Source organism: Rathayibacter sp. VKM Ac-2856 (assembly GCF_013205055.1).
Lineage (GTDB): Bacteria > Actinomycetota > Actinomycetes > Actinomycetales > Microbacteriaceae > Rathayibacter.
This window is the reverse complement of the sequence record NZ_JABMLF010000005.1, coordinates 373970-391428: the sequence shown is the minus strand read 5'-3', so window position 1 is coordinate 391428 and position 17459 is coordinate 373970. Positions and strand designations below refer to the sequence as shown.

Sequence of the window (17459 nt, the reverse complement as noted above, 5' to 3'; positions counted from 1 at the left end):
CCGGGGATGACGTTCCCGGGGGACGACGGACAGCGACGCGCCCGGCGCGGCTGGCGGCCCGGTGAGACGGCGGCGGCCTCGACCGCTCCGGTCTTCACGGTCCTCGCCGTCTGCACCGGCAACATCTGCCGCTCGCCGATGGCGGAGCAGCTGCTGCGCGCCGAGCTGGGCGACCTGACCGGGACGGCAGGCGCGCCGCTGCTCGCCTTCCGCAGCGCGGGGGTCCAGACCCGCGACGGCTACCCGATGGAGCCGACCTCGGCCCGGCTCTCGGCCGAGCTCGGCGGCGACACCACCGGCCACCTCAGCGCGAAGCTGACGGAGGCCACGGCGGGCGAGGCGGACCTCATGCTCGCCATGACCCGCGACCACCTCGTCGACGCGTCGCGCCGCCACCCGCCGCTCCTGCTGCGCGGCTTCACCCTCCGCGAGTTCGCCCGCGTGCTGCCCTTCGTCCTCGCCGAGGTGCCGATCCCCGACATCGAGGATCCGGCCGCCCGGCTGCGCGCCGTGGTCCGCCTCGCGGCGACCAATCGCGGGCGGGCACCGCGCGGCGACGGCGACGACATCGACGACCCGATCGGCCGCAGCGAGAGCACGCACGTCCGCGTCGCTCAGGAGATCGCCGCGGCCGTCCACGACATCTCCCGCGATCTGAGAGCATTGGCGCGGAGATGACCTCGCGCGCACCGCGCGGGCTCCGCATGCTCCACCCCTTCCTCCCCACCGCAGTCGCCGACGCGACATCGACCCGCCTACGATTCGGAGAAACCCCGTGAAGCTTTCTGTCATTGGTTGCGGCTACCTCGGCGCCGTCCACGCCGCCGCGATGGCCGAGCTCGGCCACGACGTCATCGGCATCGATGTGGACCCCGCGAAGATCGAGGCGCTCTCCGCCGGCACCGCTCCCTTCTTCGAGCCCGGCCTGCCCGAGCTGCTCTCCTCCGGTGTCGCCTCCGGCCGCCTCCGCTTCTCGACGGACACCGCTGACGCGGCCGACGCCGCGGTGCACTTCATCGCGGTGGGCACGCCGCAGAAGAAGGGCGAGAACGCCGCCGACATGACCTACGTCGACGCCGCGATCGACGGGATCCTCCCGCTGCTGACGGCCGACTCGCTCGTCGTCGGCAAGTCGACGGTGCCGGTGGGCACCGCGGCACGGCTCGCCGAGCGGATCGCCGCCAGCGGCGCGACGCTCGCCTGGAACCCCGAGTTCCTCCGCGAGGGCTTCGCCGTCGAGGACACGATCAGCCCCGACCGCCTCGTCTACGGCGTGCCCGCGGGCCCGGCCGGCGAGGCCGCCAAGGCGACCCTCGACGAGGTCTACGCGACGGCTCTGGCCGCCGAGACCCCGCTCGTCGTCACCGACTACGCGACCGCCGAGCTCGTCAAGGTCTCGGCCAACGCCTTCCTCGCCACGAAGATCTCCTTCATCAACGCGATCGCCGAGATCGCCGAGGTCACCGGCGCCGACGTCACGCAGCTCGCCGACGCGATCGGCTACGACGTCCGCATCGGCCGCCGCTTCCTGAACGCCGGCATCGGCTTCGGCGGCGGCTGCCTGCCGAAGGACATCCGCGCCTTCTCGGCCCGCGCCGACGAGCTCGGGGTGGGGGAGTCGGTCGCCTTCCTCAAGGAGGTCGACGCGATCAACCTGCGTCGCCGCCAGCGCGTCGTCGACCTCGTCACCGAGGGCCTCGGCGGCTCCGTCGAGGGCAAGAAGATCGCGGTCCTCGGGCTCGCGTTCAAGCCGGAGTCGGACGACGTCCGCGACTCGCCCTCGCTCGACGTCGCCACGCGCTTCCACGACCTCGGCGCCGAGGTGGTCGCGACCGACCCCGAGGCGATCGAGAACGCGCGCCGCCGCTACCCCGACCTGACCTACACGACCGACATCGACGAGGCCCTGCGCGGCGCCGACGCCGTCGTGGTCGTCACCGAGTGGAAGCAGTTCCGCGCGATCGACCCCGTCGCCGCGCTCGAGGCCGTGTCGGGCACGCTCGTCGTCGACGGCCGCAACTGCCTCGACCAGGCCGCCTGGCGCGCCGCGGGCTGGGACTACCGCGGCCTCGGTCGCTGATCCACCCCGCCGACCGGCCCTGAGGGCCGGTCCGCCGTCACGCCGGAGGTGCCGTGGGGCGGGAGCCGCGCAGACGCGCTGCTCCCGCCCCACGGCCCTCCGGCGTCGTCGTGTCCGGACGTCCTGGCGCGGCTTCCGGCGGGGCTCCTGTCGCCGGACGGCGTCGAGCGCGCGCGGACGGCGGCGCTGCGCGTTCGTCCGTCGACTCGACGACGCCCGGGGGACGACGGAGCTCCGGGAGACGACGAAGCCCGAGGAACGACGACGCCCCGGGAACGACGAAGCCCGGCCGGATCATCGATCCTGGCCGGGCTTCTCACCGGTCGGGGTAGCGGGATTCGAACCCACGACCTCCTCGTCCCGAACGAGGCGCGCTACCAAGCTGCGCCACACCCCGGTGGACTCTTCGCGGTGAACCGCTCACGAGCCTCGTCAATAGTAGCCGATTTCGGCGGCCGTGTCGGACACCGCTCGCGCGGCCGGGCGAGCGGCCGCTCAGGCCACCGGCTCGAGCGTCACCAGGCTGACCTCCGGGCGGCAGGCGAAGCGCACCGGCGCGTAGATCGAGGTGCCGACGCCGGCGGAGACGTTGAGGAAGGAGCTGCGCAATCCGTTGTCCCACGTGGTGAACCCCGAGACCTTGTCGCGCGGGATGTCGCAGTTGGTCACGAGAGCGCCGAAGCCGGGCACGCAGACCTGACCGCCATGGGTGTGCCCCGCGAGGATCACGTCCGCGCCGCGGGCGACGAAGTCGTCCAGGACGCGCTGGTACGGCGCGTGGGCGACGCCGATGCTCACCCCCGCCGGCTCGTCCTCCGACGCCCGCAACTCGTCGACGGCGCCCGCCACCAGGTCGATCCGGTCGAGGCCGATGTGCGGGTCGTCCACGCCGAACAGCTCGACGCGGGTGCCCCGGACGGTCAGGCTGTGCGCGGTGTTGTTGAGGTCCTGCCAGCCGAGCTCGTCCGTGAAGAAGCCCGTCAGCGCCTTCGTGTCGAGGTCGCTGGCGTTCCGCGCGGGGTTCTTCGACGGGCCGCGGAAGTAGCGCAGCGGGTTCTTCACCCGCGGGCCGAAGTAGTCGTTCGAGCCGTTGACGAAGACGCCGGGGACGCCGGCGAAGGGCTCGAGAGCGCGGCGGATGCCGAGGACGCCGTCGCGGTGGCCGAGGTTGTCGCCGGTGTCGACGATCAGGTCCGGCGCGAGGGCGGTGAGCGAGCGCAGCCACTCCTGCTTCTTCGTCTGCCACGGCGCCATGTGCAGGTCCGAGACGTGCAGGATCCGCAGCGGCGCCGAGCCGGCGGGCAGCACGGGGACCGGCACGTGGCGGACGGTGAACATCGTCCGCTCGATGGCGATGCCCCAGACGGCGGCGGCGCTCCCGACGGCGGCGACGGCCGTGAGGGCCGTGGTGAGGGGGCGAGCGCTGCGTCCGGGCATGGATCCTTCTCTCGTCGGGGCGGGGCCGCGGGAGCGGCCGCGTACAGTCTGCCGGACGCGGGCCGGGGGACCGCCCGGCGTCAGCCGCCGGGCGTCGGGGTGGACGGACCCGCGCTGATCTGCACGGAGATCGCGGCGCCGCGCGCGAGCCGGGAGCCGGCGGGCGGGTTGGTCTGGGCGACCGAGCCGGCCGGCCGGTCGGACGGCACGCGGTTCGGGTCGACCGAGACCGTGAAGCCGGCCTCGCGCAGGCGCGCCGTGGCGGCGGCCGGGTTCTGCCCGGTCACCTCGGGCACCGCCTGCTCGGGTGCGTCCACGAGCGACTGCTGGGGCGAGGGGAAGGCGGATCCGCCGTACTTCTGATCGGCGACGCGCATGATCCGCGGCCAGATCTGGTGGCGCACCTGGCCGGCGTTGACCCGGTTGAGGCTGAAGCCGCGCATCGAGGTGAAGCCGCTGACGTTGCCGACCCAGGTGGCCGTGGCCACCTCGGTGCTGGCGCCGACCATCCAGGTGTGCACCGCGTTGTCGGTCGTGCCGGTCTTGCCGATGTGCGGGACGCCGGTGCCGGTCGCGGAGGCGCGGCCGGTGCCGCCCGTCATCACCTGCTGCAGCGCGAAGTCGGCGGTCGCGGCGACCTCCTCCGACATGCCCTGGGTGCAGGCGCTCGCGGGCGGGGCGACGTCGGCACCGCTGCGGTCGACGATCCGGTCGATCGCGATCGGGGTGCACACGGTGCCCTTGTTGGCGAAGCCGGCGAAGGCGGTCGCCATGGTCAGCGGGGCGATCTCGTTGGTGCCGAGGATCGTCGGCGCGAGCTTCTGCAGCTCGGTGCCGTCGGCCCGGTGCACGCCCATCGCGAGCGCGGTGTTGCGGATGCCGCAGAGATCGAGCTGCTGCGCCATCGCGGCGAAGCCGGTGTTGATCGAGCCCTTGGTCGCGTCGAGCGCAGAGTAGACGCCGCCGTTGCCGCCCTCGTCGTTCTTCGGGTCCCAGCTGTCGCCGTAGTAGGTGCCGTCGGGCTCGCAGCTGTCGCGGAAGGTCGTGTACGCGCGACGGGTGCCGTCGACGGTCTCGTTCAGCGCCCGGCCCTCCTGCAGCCATTCGGCGAGGGTGAAGACCTTGTAGGTCGAGCCGACCTGGAAGCCGCTGGAGCCGCCGTAGCCGAAGTCGGTGCTGTAGTTGACGCTGGTGTAGTTCGCGCCGGTGACGTCGGGGTCGTTCGAGTAGTCCTTGTTCTGCGTCATCGCGAGGATGCGGCCGGTGCCGACCTCCACGGAGACGCTGGCGCTGCCGATGTTCACCCGCGCCATCGACTTCGGCACCCAGTCCTCGGTGGCGGCGACCGCCGCCTCCTGCAGATCGGAGTCGAGGGTCGTGTAGATCGTGTAGCCGCCGCGCTTGAAGGTCGCGTCGCGCTCGTCCTGGCTTGCGCCGAAGGCGTCGTCGTTCTTGATGACCCAGGTGACGTAGTCGCAGAAGTAGGCGGCGATGCCGGCGGTCTGGCAGCCGGTGCTCGGCTCGGTGATGACGGGGGAGACCGGCGTCGCGGACGCCTCGGCGATCTGCTCGGGGGTCACCTTCGATTCGACGCCCATCCGGGTCAGGATGTAGTTGCGGCGGTTGAGCGTCTCGGGATAGCCCTCGGCCGCGAGGTTGGCCGGATCGCCGGGCCGGTCGAAGCGGAACTTCTCCGGGTTGTTGACGATCGCGACGAGCGCGGCCGACTGGGCGAGGGTGAGGTCCTTCGCGCTGGTGCCGAAGTAGTAGCGGGCCGCCGCCTCGATCCCGTAGACCGTGCCGCCGAAGAGCGCGATGTTGAGGTAGCCGAGCAGGATGTCGTTCTTCGGGTACTCCTTCTCGAGCCCGATCGAGAGCCGCATCTCGGCGACCTTGCGCTCGGCGGTGGTCTCGGTGGCCTCGCGGTACGCGGCGTCGCGCTCGATCGGGTCCGTGAGCGCCTCGGCCTTCTGCACCAGCACGTTCTTGACGTACTGCTGGGTGATCGACGAGCCGCCCTGCACGTTGCCGCCCGAGGCGACCGTGGCGGCGGCCCGGATCGTGCCGAGCAGGTCGATGCCGCCGTGCTCGTAGAAGCGCGGGTCCTCCGAGGCGACGACCGCGTCCTTCACGAAGGGCGAGATGTCGTCCCAGCCGACCTCCACGCGGTTCTGGGCGTAGAACGAGGCGAGGAGGACGTCCTCGCCGTTCGCGCCCTTCGCGTAGACGTCGCTCTTCTCGGCGAGCGTGCCGATCTCGAGGTACTCGGGGAGGTTGTCGAACATCGTGACCGTGTTGTTCGCCGCCATGCCGCCGAGCGCGATCGCCGGAGTGACCGACGCCGCGACGAGGACTCCGGCGATGACGCTCATGGCGACGATCCCGATCAGTCCTCCGACCGCGGCGCCGATGGACGTGACGACCCTGTTCCCGACTGCCCCCGACATAGAATCAGCGTAACCGCCGCATCCGACGAGGACGCGGCGCTCGACCCGCCGGCGCCTCCTCCTCCGGGTGCGGATCGCCCGGCATCCCGCACCCCTGCCTCACGAGGAGAGCCATGTCCGTCCCCCGCTGGGAATACATCACGACGCCGCTGATGATCCACAACACCACCGCGATTCTGAACACCTGGGGCTCCGAGGGCTGGGAGCTCGTGCAGATCGTCACCGGCCCCGAGGGCGGGCTCGTCGCGTACCTCAAGCGCCCGGTCGCCGAGGCCGGCGCGTGATCGCCGAGCGCCTGGCCGAGCTCGGCATCGAGCTGCCCGCGGTCGCGACCCCGGCCGGCGCCTACGTGCCGGCCGTCGTCGAGGGCCACCTGGTCTTCACGGCGGGGCAGATCCCGTTCGTCGACGGCGCCCTGCCGGCGACCGGCAAGGTCGGCGCCGAGGTCGAGCCCGAGGTCGCGAAGGACCTCGCCCGCGTGTGCGCGCTGAACGCGCTCGCCGCGATCGCCGACGTGATCGGCTCGCTCGACCGCGTCACCCGCATCGTCAAGGTGACCGGCTTCGTCGCCTCGGCCTCGGGCTTCACCGGCCAGCCGGGCGTCATCAACGGCGCGTCCGAGGTGCTCGGCGAGATCTTCGGCGAGGCCGGGCGCCACGCGCGCTCGGCCGTCGGCGTGGCGGAGCTGCCGCTCGGCGCGCCGGTCGAGGTCGAGCTGATCGTCGCCTTCGCCTGATCCGCGCCCTGCACGCCGAAGGGCGCCGCTCTCCCCGCGGGGAGGCGGCGCCCTTCGGCGCTTCGGGCGGCTGCTGCCGGCTCGGTCGTCGGCTCAGTCGTCGGCGGCGACCGCGGAGGAGATGACCGACATCACCTGGGTGTCGGCGAGCGTGGTCGTGTCGCCGACGGCGCGGCCCTCCGCGACATCGCGCAGCAGCCGGCGCATGATCTTGCCGGAGCGCGTCTTGGGCAGCTCCTGGACGATGAAGATCCGCTTGGGCCTGGCGATCGCGCCGATGTGCTCGGCGACGTGCGCCTTCAGCGTCGCCTCGAGCTCGTCGTGGCCGCTCGCGAGCGCCTCCGCCTGGCTCGCCTTCGCGATGACGAAGGCGACGACGGCCTGACCGGTGGTCTCGTCCGCAGCGCCGACCACGGCCGCCTCCGCGACGACCGGGTGGGAGACGAGGGCCGACTCGATCTCGGCCGTCGACAGGCGGTGACCGGAGATGTTCATCACGTCGTCGACCCGGCCGAGCAGCCAGAGGTCGCCGTCCTCGTCGAGCCGCGCGCCGTCGCCCGCGAAGTAGCGGTCGCCGAACTTCCCCCAGTAGGTCTCGACGTAGCGCTCGGGGTCGCCCCAGATGCCGCGCAGCATGGACGGCCAGGGCTCGGTGATCACCAGCAGGCCGCCGGAGCCCCGGCCGACCGCGGCGCCGGAGTCGTCGACGACATCGATCGAGATCCCGGGGACGGGGACCTGCGCCGAGCCGGGCTTGAGGGTGGTGACGCCGGGCAGCGGCGAGACCATGATCGCGCCGGTCTCGGTCTGCCACCAGGTGTCGACGATCGGGGTGCGGCCGCCGCCGATGACGTCCCGGTACCAGATCCAGGCCTCGGGGTTGATCGGCTCGCCGACCGAGCCGAGCAGGCGGAGGCTGGAGAGGTCGAAGCGCTGCGGGATCTGGCGGCCGAGCTTCATGAAGGTGCGGATGGCGGTGGGGGCGGCGTAGAGGATCGTGACGCCGTGCTTCTCGACGATCTCCCACCAGCGCCCGGCGTGCGGGGTGTCGGGGGTGCCCTCGTACATGACCTGGGTGGCGCCGTTCGCGAGCGGTCCGTAGACGACGTAGCTGTGCCCGGTGATCCACCCGACGTCGGCCGTCGACCAGTAGACGTCGGTCTCGGGCTTGAGGTCGAAGACCGTCCGGTGCGTGTAGGCGACCTGGGTGAGGTAGCCGCCGCTGGTGTGCAGGATGCCCTTGGGCTTCCCGGTGGTGCCGCTGGTGTAGAGGATGAACAGCGGCTGCTCGGCGGGGAAGGGGCGCGCGACGTGGTCGGCGTCGACGGCGACGATCTCCTCGTGCCACCACAGGTCGCGTCCCGCGCTCCACTCGACGGAGTTGCCGCCGCGGCGGACGACGAGGACGTGCTCGACGCTCGAGCCGCCGCCGTCCAGGGCGAGCGCCGCGTCGACCGCGGGCTTGAGCGGGAAGACCGAGCCCTTGCGCCAGCCGCCGTCGGCGGTGACGACGAGCTTCGCCTCGGCGTCGTCGATCCGCGCGCGGAGGCTCTCGGCGCTGAAGCCGCCGAAGACGACCGAGTGCACGGCGCCCAGGCGCGCGACCGCGAGCATCGCGATGACGGCCTCGGGGATCATCGGGAGGTAGATCGCCACGCGGTCGCCGGCCTGCACGCCGAGGCTGGTGAAGAGATTGGCCGCCCGCTTCACCTCGGCGGTGAGCTCGGCGTAGGTGAGGTCGCGGCTGTCGCCGGGCTCGCCCTCCCAGTGGATCGCGACGCGGTCGCCGTGCCCGGCCAGGACGTGGCGGTCGAGGCAGTTGTAGGCGACGTTGAGCTCGCCGTCGTCGAACCACTTCGCGAAGGGCGCCTCGCTCCAGTCGAGGGTGCGGGTGAAGGGCCGGTGCCAGTGCAGCAGCTCGCGGCTGCGGTCGGCCCAGAAGGCGAGGCGGTCGGCGGCGGCCTGCTCGGCCTGGCCCGCGGTCGCGGCGGCATCTGCGGCGAAGGCGGCGGGCGGCGGGAAGCGGCGCGTCTCCTGCTGGAGGCTGTCGATGGCGCTCGAGCCTGCGGCCCCGGACGCGTCGAGGGGTGTGGACATCTGCGATTCGCTCCTTCGCGAGTGCGACGTGCGCCGGCGGGCGTGGTCGGTTCCGCACCACCGTAGCGGGAGCCTCCGCGGTCGGGAGGGGGAGTCGCGAAGCTGACCGTCCGGCGGGGTTTCAGGAAGAGTCGGCTCAGATCCCGGATTCGACTTGGCGAAACGGCCTCCGTGCCCTAACGTTGCATACGGCCGAATGAACTTCGGCTCAGCGGCGCGTGTGATTCCCCCCAATCCCGCGCCGCCGAGGCGGCACCTGTTCCCCCCAATGGGTGCCGCCCCCTTCTCTTCCCTCCGCCGGTCGCAGCGCTCCGCTCCCCGCGAGGATCCGCGGGCCGGGGCTCGGCCCGCCGCCGCCGCGTGCGGGCACGTCCGGCACGTGGAACCGCGTCCGGCACGCGGAACCGCGTCCGGCACGCGGAACCGCGTCCGGCACGCCGTTTCCGCCGCATCCCGCGAGCCGAGGTGCATTCCACGTGCCGGAGTCCTGCCCGCTGCACCTCCGGCTCGTGATTCCGTCTCCGGCTCGTCGAATCGGCCCGATTCCGCGAGCCGAGGCGGGTTCCACGTGCCGGACTTCTGCCCGCTCCACCTCCGGCTCGTCAACCATCTCCGGCTCGTCGAATCGTCCGTGTTCCGCAGGGAGCGAGCCCCGTTCGCGTCCATTCGCGTGAGGTGGGGTCCACGACTGGACGCGTGCGGGGCTCTGTGAAGACCGCAGGGCCCGGTACGGGTCGGTTCACGGGGAGCCAGGGCTGCGACTGGACGCGTGTGGGGCCCTGCGAGGGGCGCAGCGCCCGCTGCGGGTCCGCTCGCGCGATCCATGCTGGTCGAGTAGGCCGCGGAGCGGGCGTATCGAGACCCACGTGTGCAGGCGGGTGGGTCTCGACGTACCGCCGGAGGCGGCTGCTCGACCAGCATGCGGGGCCGCGTGCCGGGCGCGTTCCGCGTGCCGGAACGGGTGCGGCGTGCCGAGGCATCGAGGCTCCTCCCCAGGTGAGTCTTCCGCTCGGTCGTCCACGGGGGCGGGTAGCTCCGCCCCGCGCGGAGGGCGGCGCGCCTAGCGTTCCCGGATGACCACCGGATTCGTGCCGCTCGTCCCCGCCGCCTATCGCGCCGATGCGCCGCGCCCGCCCGGCGGGGAAGTCGGCGCGGCGCGGACGACCACGGCGCCCGCAGCAGCAGCATCACCCGCCTCCGTCCGCCCCGCGGCCGCAGCGCTCGGCCTGCTCGCGCCGTTCGCAGCGGACCCGGCGGTGACCGATCTGTTCGTCAACGGCGACTCCGGTCTCTGGCTCGATCGCGGGGGCGGCGCGATGCGGGTCCAGTCGTGGACGCTGGACGCAGCAGGCGCCCGGCGGTTGGCGGTGTCCCTCGTCGCAGCGGGCGGCCGGCACGTCGACGAGGCGAGTCCGTGCGTGGACGTCCGGTTGAAGCACGGTGTCCGGGTGCACGTGGTGCTGCCGCCGGTGGCGACCGCGGGGACGCTCATCTCGGTGCGCGTCCCTCGGGCCGAGGCCTGGACTCTCGACGAGCTGCGCACGGCGGGGATGCTCGACGACCCCGGCCTCGCGCTGCTCCGCCGGGCCGTCGCGGCGCGGTGGAACCTGCTCGTCACCGGTGCCGGCGGGTCGGGCAAGACCACGCTCCTCGGCGCTCTGCTGGGCGCCGCTCCGCCGCACGAGCGCCTCGTCGTCATCGAGGACGTCGGCGAGCTCCGCCCCGCGCACCCGCACGTCGTCTCGCTCGAGGCCCGCCAGCCGAATCTCGAGGGCGCCGGCGGCGTGGGCCTGGACCGGCTCGTCCGCGAGGCGCTGCGCATGCGGCCGGATCGGCTCGTGCTCGGCGAGTGCCGCGGCGTCGAGCTGCGCGATCTGCTCTCGGCGCTGAACACGGGGCACGACGGGGGAGCGGGGACTCTCCACGCCAACTCGCTCGCCGACGTGCCGGCGAGGCTGGAGGCGCTGGGGTCGCTCGCCGGGATGGGGCCGGAGGCGGTCGCGCGGCAGACCGTCAGCGCGATCGATCTGGTGCTGCATCTCGAGCGGCGCGGCGGGCGGCGGCGGCTCGCGGCGTCCGGGGGCTTCCGGCTCGACCAGGCCGGGCGGCTGCGGATCGAGGAGGGCGCTCTGCCGCGGCGGTCCTCGGCATGAGGCGCGACGGCGGGATCGACGAGGTCGCGGCCGTCGTGCACCGGCTGGCCGTGCTGCTCGCGGCGGGCGTGGCGCCGGCGTCGGCGCTCGGGCATCTCGCGACGTCCGACGACTCGGGTGCTGCGGGCGCCGCGAGACGTCGCCGGCTGCTGCGCGCGGTGGCGCTCGAGGCCGCACGCGGCGGGGACGTGACGGAGGCGCTGCTGGCGGGGGTGCCGGCCTCGCGCGGGCGGGTGCCGGAGTCTCGACGGCGGTCCGCGCGGCGGCGGCAGGACCGCGGAGAGGAGACCGCGTGGGCCGCCCTCGCCGCCTGCTGGCGGGTCGCCGCGGACTCGGGAGCGCCGATCGCCGCGGCCCTCGCCGAGCTGGCCGAGTCGATGCGGGAGCTGGGGCGGGCCCGTCGGGACATCGAGGTCGCCCTGGCCGGCCCGCTCGCGACGAGCCGGGTGGTCGGCGTGCTGCCGCTGGTGGCACTCGGCTTCGGCACGCTCCTCGGCTTCGACGTGCTCGGCGTGCTGGTCGGCACGGTTCCGGGGCTCGTCTGCCTCGGGAGCGGGCTGGGGCTCATGCTCGCCGCCGCCGCGTGGACGAGGCGCCTCGTCACGCGAGCCGCCCCCGGCGATCCGGCGCCGGGACTGGCGCTGGACCTGCTCGCGGTGGCGCTCGCCGGCGGCGGATCGATCGGCGGCGGACGCGAGCGGGTGCTGGCGGCGCTGGCCGAGTGCGGCCTCGACGCGGGGCCGTCCGCGCTGCAGGCCGCGGAGCCGGTGCTGGCGCTCTCGAGCGCGGCGGGCGTCCCGGCGGGCCGGCTGCTGAGGAGCGAGGCGGCCCTGGCGCGGGTGCGGGCCGCCGCCGAGGCGCGCGAGCGGGCGGCGCGGCTCGGGGTGACGCTCCTGCTGCCGCTGGGGGTGTGCGTGCTCCCGGCGTTCCTCCTGCTGGGCGTCGCTCCGATGGTGATCTCGGTGCTGCTGTCGACGTTCGCGGCGCAGGGATGAGCGCCGCACCGGGGGCGACGGCGTCCCTCCACAGGGCGCTCCTTCCTCTTCTCTCCACTGATCGCTGCGGCTCCGTCCCGGGCGGCCCGCGGCTCGGCGATCCTCGAGTGGGGGCAGCGAAGGCGAACGGAGCGAGAGCGGATGGACGGCAGACGAAGAAGTGGGGCGGGGACGATCGGAGCGGTCGCGGGCGGTGCGCGACAGGAGGGCGCTCCGAGGCCCGAGTGGGAGCAGGGGCCGCTCGGCGGGTTCGGCGACGAGGAGGGCTCGGCGACGGCCGAGTACGCGATCGCGACTATGGCGGCGGTCGGATTCGCGGGACTGCTGGTGGTGATCCTCAAGGGCGACGAGGTGCGCGGCATCCTCACCGAGCTGGTGACGCGAGCGCTCACCTCGGGGGGATGAGCGGTGCGGTGCGCGGCGGTCGGCCCGCGGGCGTCGGGACCGGGGGAGCGGGAGCTGGACGGCGGTGCCGCGCCCCGCGGAGAGGAGGGCTCCGCGACCGCCGAGCTGGCGGTGGTCCTGCCGGCGGTGGTGGTCGTGCTGGCGCTCTGCCTCGGGTCGGTGGCGGCCTCGGCGCAGTACGTCCGGCTCGTCGACGCGGCGGCCGACGGAGCGCGATCGCTGGCGCGGGGGGACGATCCCGGGGGTCCGATCGCGCGGGCCGACGCGGGGGCGGGTGTCGCGACCTCGGCGGAGGGCGGGCTGGTCTGCGTGCAGGTCGCGGCGCAGCTCCGGCCGCTGCCCGCGCTGGCGCTGCCGGTCTCGATCCGGTCGTGCGCGCTCGGCGGAGGGCGGTGAGTCCCGGGGCGGAGCCGCACTGCTCCGGGGATCGCGCGGGGAAGGGCGACCGCGTGGGGAAGGGCGTCCGCGTGGGGAAGGGTGACCGCGCAGGAGTGGGCGATCGCGCAGGCGAGGAGGGCTCGGCGGCGGTCGTCGCGGTCGGGATCGTCGCGGGGACGATCCTGGTCACGGCGGCGGTGCTCGCCGGGTGCGGCGGCGTCGTCGGTCACCAGCGCGCGGTCGCGGCGGCGGATGCGGCGGCGCTCGCCGCGGCGGACGTCGCCTCGGGTCTCCTGCCGGGCGACCCGTGCGGGGAGGCGGAGCGGGTGGCACGCACGATGAGCGCGGGTCTCGCGCAGTGCGCTCTAGAAGAAGGAGTCGCGACCGTCGAGGTCGTCGTGGCCGCGGGGCCGCTCGCGCTGCCCGCCCGATCGCGCGCCGGACCGCCGCCGTGACGGCGCCGCCGCGCCCGGGGTGCGACGCGGTGCCGCCCGGCGCTCGGACGGACGTCCGGCACTCGCCGGCCGCCGAGGGTCGCCGGCCTCCGATGCTCGACCGGACCCGCCGGTCGGCCAGCGATCAGTCGGCGGTGACCCGCTGGTAGCGGTAGGCCGCGGCCGTCGGGAGGTCGCCCGCTCCCTCGTCGTGCTCGAGCGAGCCGGCCAGGAGATAGAGGTAGCGGGTGCCCGCGCGGGCTCCCGGGATCTCGAGGCGGCCCGCCGGGGCCGTCGACTCGCCGTAGGAGCGGCGGAGGGTCTTTCCCTCGAGCGGCCCGTCGACGAACTTGGCGGTGTAGGCGGAGGTGGTCGGTGCTGAGGTGGTGTGCGTCGTTGCCATGCACTTCATCATGCGCCGATCGCCGCGATCCGTCACGGGGGGCGGCCGCCTCGATCCGGCCGATTCCCGGGCGGCGACCGGGACGCTCCCAGCCTGCGGCGGGCGGACGGCGGCGAGGGATGCCCGGAGTCAGTGTGTATGGTGTGCCTGTCGGGCGCCCGAAGCCGACGTGAACGGATCGTCGTTCCTCGTGCGGACGCCGCGCACCGCCTCCCCGTCGAAGGGGACACGTCGGACTCGCTGAGCATCCGACCCGACAGCATCAATCGAGGAGAACTGTGTCCGGCACGAAGAAGCTGGTGATCGTCGAGTCGCCGGCGAAGGCCAAGACCATCGCCCAGTACCTGGGCGAGGGGTACGAGGTGCTCGCCTCCGTCGGGCACATCCGCGACCTCATCGAGCCGAAGAACCTCCCTCCGGAGCTGAAGAAGGGCCCGCTGGGCAAGTTCTCCGTCGACGTCGACAACGGCTTCGAGCCCTACTACGTGGTCTCCGACCAGAAGAAGAAGACGGTCGCCGACCTCAAGCGGGCGCTGAAGAACGCCGACGAGCTCTTCCTCGCGACTGATGAGGACCGCGAGGGCGAGGCCATCGCGTGGCACCTCCTCGAGGAGCTCAAGCCCAAGGTCCCCGTGAAGCGGATGGTCTTCCACGAGATCACCAAGGACGCGATCCAGACGGCCCGCGACAACACCCGGGACATCGACACCTCCCTCGTCGACGCGCAGGAGACCCGGCGCATCCTCGACCGCCTCTACGGCTACGAGATCTCCCCGGTGCTCTGGCGCAAGGTCGGGCCCGGCCTCTCCGCCGGTCGCGTGCAGTCCGCCGCGACCCGCCTCGTCGTCGACCGCGAGCGCGAGCGCCTCGCCTTCGTCTCCGCCTCCTACTGGGACCTCTCGACGGTCCTCGCTCCCGAGTCCGACGCCTCGGCGGGCTTCGACGCACGCCTGGCGCGCTTGGACGGCAAGCGGATCGGAAGCGGCCGCGACTTCGACGACCGCGGACAGCTGAAGGGCGACGTCACCGTCCTCGACGAGTCCTCGGCCGGCGCCCTCGCCGAGGCGCTGCGCGACCCGAAGACGCTCGTCCGCGTCTCGAACCTCGAGTCCAAGCCCTACTCGCGCCGCCCCGCGGCCCCGTTCACCACCTCGACGCTCCAGCAGGAGGCGGCGCGCAAGCTCCGCTTCTCGGCGCGCCAGACGATGAGCGTGGCGCAGTCGCTCTACGAGAACGGCTTCATCACCTACATGAGGACCGACTCGCCGAACCTCTCGCAGCAGGCGCTCAACGCCGCCCGCTCGCAGGCGGCCTCGCTCTACGGGCCCGAGACGGTGCCCGACAAGCCGCGCCTCTACTCCGGCAAGAACAAGAGCGCGCAGGAGGCGCACGAGGCGATCCGCCCCGCGGGCGAGACGTTCCGCACCCCGGACCAGCTGGCCGGCACCCTCCGCGGCAACGACCACCGCCTCTACGACCTGATCTGGAAGCGCACCGTCGCCTCGCAGATGGCCGACGCGAAGGGCTCGACCGCCACGGTCACCCTCCTGGCCAACCCGGCCGGCGACACCGACCGCACGGCGGAGTTCACCGCCTCCGGAACGGTCATCACCTTCCGCGGCTTCCTGCTCGCCTACGAGGAGGGCCGCGACGAGGAGCGCCACGGCGCCCGCGACGAGAAGGACGCCAAGCTGCCCGTGCTCGAGGTCGGCCAGAGCCTGGTCGTCGCCGAGGTCGAGGCGAAGGGCCACGAGACCTCGCCGCCCCCGCGCTACACCGAGGCCAGCCTCGTCAAGGCGCTGGAGGAGCTCGGCATCGGCCGCCCCTCCACCTACGCCTCGATCATCACGACGATCGTCGACCGCGGCTACGTCACCCCGCGCGGCACGGCGCTGGTGCCCAACTGGATCGCGTTCTCGGTGGTGCGCCTGCTCGAGGAGTTCTTCTCCGACCTCGTCGAGTACGACTTCACCGCCGCGATGGAGGGCGACCTCGACCGCATCGCCGGCGGCGAGGAGGACCGCGTCGAGTGGCTGAAGCGCTTCTACTTCGGCGGCATCGACCACCCCGGGCTGCGTCACGTGGTCGACAACCTGGGCGAGATCGATGCGAAGACCATCAACTCCGTCCGGATCACCGACGACATCACCCTGCGCATCGGCAAGTACGGCCCCTACCTCGAGGTCGCCCAGGAGGAGGGCCAGGAGACGCCGCGCCGCGTCAACCTGCCGCTCGAGCTCGCCCCGGACGAGCTCACGCCCGCGAAGGCGCAGGAGCTGGTCGACGCCCCCGTGCAGACCGACCGCGTGCTGGGCAGCAACCCGGACTCGGGCAAGACCGTCGTGGTCAAGGACGGCCGCTTCGGCCCGTACGTGACCGAGGTCGACCCGGAGCCCGAGACGACCGCCGACCCGGCCACGGGCGAGGTCGTCGAGCCGGCGCCGGCGAAGCGCGGCGCGAAGGCCAAGGCGGCCGCGGTCAAGCCGCGCACCTCCTCGCTCTTCAAGTCGATGGACGTCGCGACCGTCGACCTCGCCACCGCCCTCCGCCTGCTCGACCTGCCGCGCACCGTCGGCGAGGACCCGGAGTCGGGCGAGCCGATCACCGCGCAGAACGGCCGCTACGGCCCGTATCTGAAGAAGGGGACGGACAGCCGCTCCCTCACCAGCGAGGACCAGATCTTCGAGGTCGACCTGCCGACCGCGCTCGAGGTGTTCGCGCAGCCGAAGTACGGCGCCAAGCGCGCCTCGAGCGCCCTCGCGGAGTTCGAGGCCGACCCGGTCAGCGGCAAGCCGATCCGGATCCGCGACGGCCGCTTCGGCGCGTACGTCACCGACGGCGAGACCAACGTGACGATCCCCAAGGGCCAGCCGATCGAGGAGATCGACTTCGAGCAGGCGGTCCAGATGCTCGCGGACAAGCGGGCGAAGGGCCCGGCGCCCAAGAAGGCCCCGGCCAAGCGCGCCCCGGCCAAGAAGCCCGCGGCGAAGACGACCGCGGCGAAGACCACCGCCGCGAAGACCACGGCGGCCAAGACCACGGCGGCCAAGACGACGGCGGCGAAGACCACGGCGGCCAAGACGACGGCGGCGAAGACCACCGCCGCGAAGAAGCCGGCGGCGAAGACGACCGCGGCGAAGACCACGGCCACCAGGACGGCAGCCGCGAAGAAGCCCGCCACCACCCGCGGCACAGCGGCGGAGGCGACGGGCGCGACGGAGTCGTGACCGGGCTGTTCGTCACCCTCGAGGGCGGGGACGGCGCGGGCAAGACCACGCAGGCCCGGCTGCTCGAGGAGTGGCTGGGCTCGCGCGGCGAGACCGTGCGGCGCACGCGCGAGCCGGGCGGCACCGAGGTCGGCGTCCAGATCCGCGAGATCGTGCTGCACCACCGCGGCGAGATCGACCCGCGGGCGGAGGCCCTCCTCTACGCCGCGGACCGCGCGCAGCACATCGGCACCTTCGTCCGGCCGGCCCTCGAGCGGGGCGAGGTGGTGGTGCAGGACCGCTACATCGACTCCTCCGTGGCCTACCAGGGCGCCGGACGCGTGCTCGACGCCGCGGAGGTGCGCTCGCTCTCGGAGTGGGCGACGCGGGACCTCCGCCCCGACCTCACCGTGCTGCTCGATCTCGATCCCGCCGTCGCCCGCACCCGCCTCGACGCCGCGCGCACGCGCTTCGATCGGCTCGAGGCGGAGAAGGAGGAGTTCCACGGGCGAGTGCGCCGGGCCTTCCTCGACCTCGCGGAGGCCGACCCCGAGCGCTTCCTCGTCCTCGACGCGAGCCGCCCCGTCGACGAGCTCGCCGCCGCGGTCCGCGCGCGCGTCGAGCCGATGCTCGAGGCGGCGTCGCGCGACGCGCGTCCCGCTGTCGGACCTCGCGGTTAGCCTGGAAC

The 17459-nt window shown here is 73.5% G+C and carries 15 protein-coding genes and 1 tRNA gene; 11 read left to right on the top strand and 5 right to left on the bottom strand.

Going from position 1 to position 17459, the window contains the following annotated elements; genetic code table 11:
* Positions 1-6 precede the first annotated feature (6 nt).
* The gene (locus tag HQQ82_RS16985; RefSeq protein WP_173235228.1) at positions 7-678 is read left to right on the top strand and encodes a hypothetical protein; all 672 of its coding nucleotides are present in this window, start codon (positions 7-9) and stop codon (positions 676-678) included.
* Between the two features lie 97 nt (positions 679-775).
* Complete coding sequence (locus HQQ82_RS16980) at positions 776-2080, top strand: UDP-glucose/GDP-mannose dehydrogenase family protein (RefSeq protein ID WP_173235227.1); 1305 nt, start codon at positions 776-778, stop codon at positions 2078-2080.
* Positions 2081-2403: 323 nt separating this feature from the next.
* On the opposite strand, the gene HQQ82_RS16975 is transcribed toward HQQ82_RS16980, so the two are convergent.
* The 3 genes from HQQ82_RS16975 to HQQ82_RS16965 all read right to left on the bottom strand — a co-directional run bounded on the left by HQQ82_RS16975 (position 2404) and on the right by HQQ82_RS16965 (position 5964).
* Positions 2404-2477 (bottom strand) — tRNA-Pro (locus HQQ82_RS16975).
* A 98-nt stretch (positions 2478-2575) separates the two neighbouring features.
* Positions 2576-3517, bottom strand: coding sequence for a metallophosphoesterase (locus HQQ82_RS16970; protein ID WP_173235226.1), 942 nt, complete (start codon positions 3515-3517; stop codon positions 2576-2578).
* Between the two features lie 80 nt (positions 3518-3597).
* Positions 3598-5964, bottom strand: coding sequence for a transglycosylase domain-containing protein (locus HQQ82_RS16965; protein ID WP_173235225.1), 2367 nt, complete (start codon positions 5962-5964; stop codon positions 3598-3600).
* Positions 5965-6077: 113 nt separating this feature from the next.
* On the opposite strand from HQQ82_RS16965, the gene HQQ82_RS16960 reads away from it, so the two are divergent.
* Together HQQ82_RS16960 and HQQ82_RS16955 are read left to right on the top strand one after the other, a co-directional pair.
* A complete protein-coding gene (locus HQQ82_RS16960) occupies positions 6078-6248 on the top strand; it encodes a hypothetical protein (protein ID WP_164861113.1) in 171 nt (56 codons plus the stop codon).
* On the top strand, positions 6245-6700 hold the full coding sequence (locus tag HQQ82_RS16955) for a RidA family protein (protein WP_367947988.1): 456 nt from the start codon (positions 6245-6247) through the stop codon (positions 6698-6700). Before HQQ82_RS16960 ends, HQQ82_RS16955 begins: the two co-directional genes overlap by 4 nt.
* Before the next feature lie 93 nt (positions 6701-6793).
* On the opposite strand, the gene acs is transcribed toward HQQ82_RS16955, so the two are convergent.
* On the bottom strand, positions 6794-8797 hold the full coding sequence (gene acs / locus HQQ82_RS16950) for an acetate--CoA ligase (RefSeq protein ID WP_173235224.1): 2004 nt from the start codon (positions 8795-8797) through the stop codon (positions 6794-6796).
* Between the two features lie 1073 nt (positions 8798-9870).
* Here acs and HQQ82_RS16945 point away from each other — a divergent pair.
* From HQQ82_RS16945 to HQQ82_RS20670, 5 genes are all read left to right on the top strand, one after another.
* Positions 9871-10950, top strand: a complete 1080-nt coding sequence (locus HQQ82_RS16945; RefSeq protein WP_173235223.1) for a TadA family conjugal transfer-associated ATPase — start codon at positions 9871-9873, stop codon at positions 10948-10950.
* Positions 10947-11945, top strand: coding sequence for a type II secretion system F family protein (locus tag HQQ82_RS16940; protein ID WP_173235222.1), 999 nt, complete (start codon positions 10947-10949; stop codon positions 11943-11945). Before HQQ82_RS16945 ends, HQQ82_RS16940 begins: the two co-directional genes overlap by 4 nt.
* 141 nt (positions 11946-12086) lie before the next feature.
* Complete coding sequence (locus tag HQQ82_RS16935; protein ID WP_173235221.1) at positions 12087-12350, top strand: DUF4244 domain-containing protein; 264 nt, start codon at positions 12087-12089, stop codon at positions 12348-12350.
* A gap of 3 nt (positions 12351-12353) precedes the next feature.
* Complete coding sequence (locus HQQ82_RS16930; RefSeq protein ID WP_367947987.1) at positions 12354-12746, top strand: TadE family type IV pilus minor pilin; 393 nt, start codon at positions 12354-12356, stop codon at positions 12744-12746.
* 95 nt (positions 12747-12841) lie between these two features.
* Positions 12842-13183 (top strand): Rv3654c family TadE-like protein, encoded by a 342-nt coding sequence (locus tag HQQ82_RS20670; RefSeq protein WP_173235220.1) that lies wholly within the window; start codon positions 12842-12844, stop codon positions 13181-13183.
* A gap of 124 nt (positions 13184-13307) precedes the next feature.
* Here HQQ82_RS20670 and HQQ82_RS16920 read toward each other — a convergent pair whose 3' ends face one another.
* The gene (locus tag HQQ82_RS16920) at positions 13308-13565 is read right to left on the bottom strand and encodes a hypothetical protein (RefSeq protein WP_173235219.1); all 258 of its coding nucleotides are present in this window, start codon (positions 13563-13565) and stop codon (positions 13308-13310) included.
* Positions 13566-13843: 278 nt separating this feature from the next.
* Between HQQ82_RS16920 and topA the strand changes: the two genes are divergently transcribed.
* Positions 13844-16792, top strand: a complete 2949-nt coding sequence (topA, locus tag HQQ82_RS16915; protein ID WP_173235218.1) for a type I DNA topoisomerase — start codon at positions 13844-13846, stop codon at positions 16790-16792.
* Positions 16789-17451 (top strand): dTMP kinase, encoded by a 663-nt coding sequence (gene tmk / locus HQQ82_RS16910; RefSeq protein WP_173235217.1) that lies wholly within the window; start codon positions 16789-16791, stop codon positions 17449-17451. Before topA ends, tmk begins: the two co-directional genes overlap by 4 nt.
* Positions 17452-17459 lie beyond the last annotated feature (8 nt).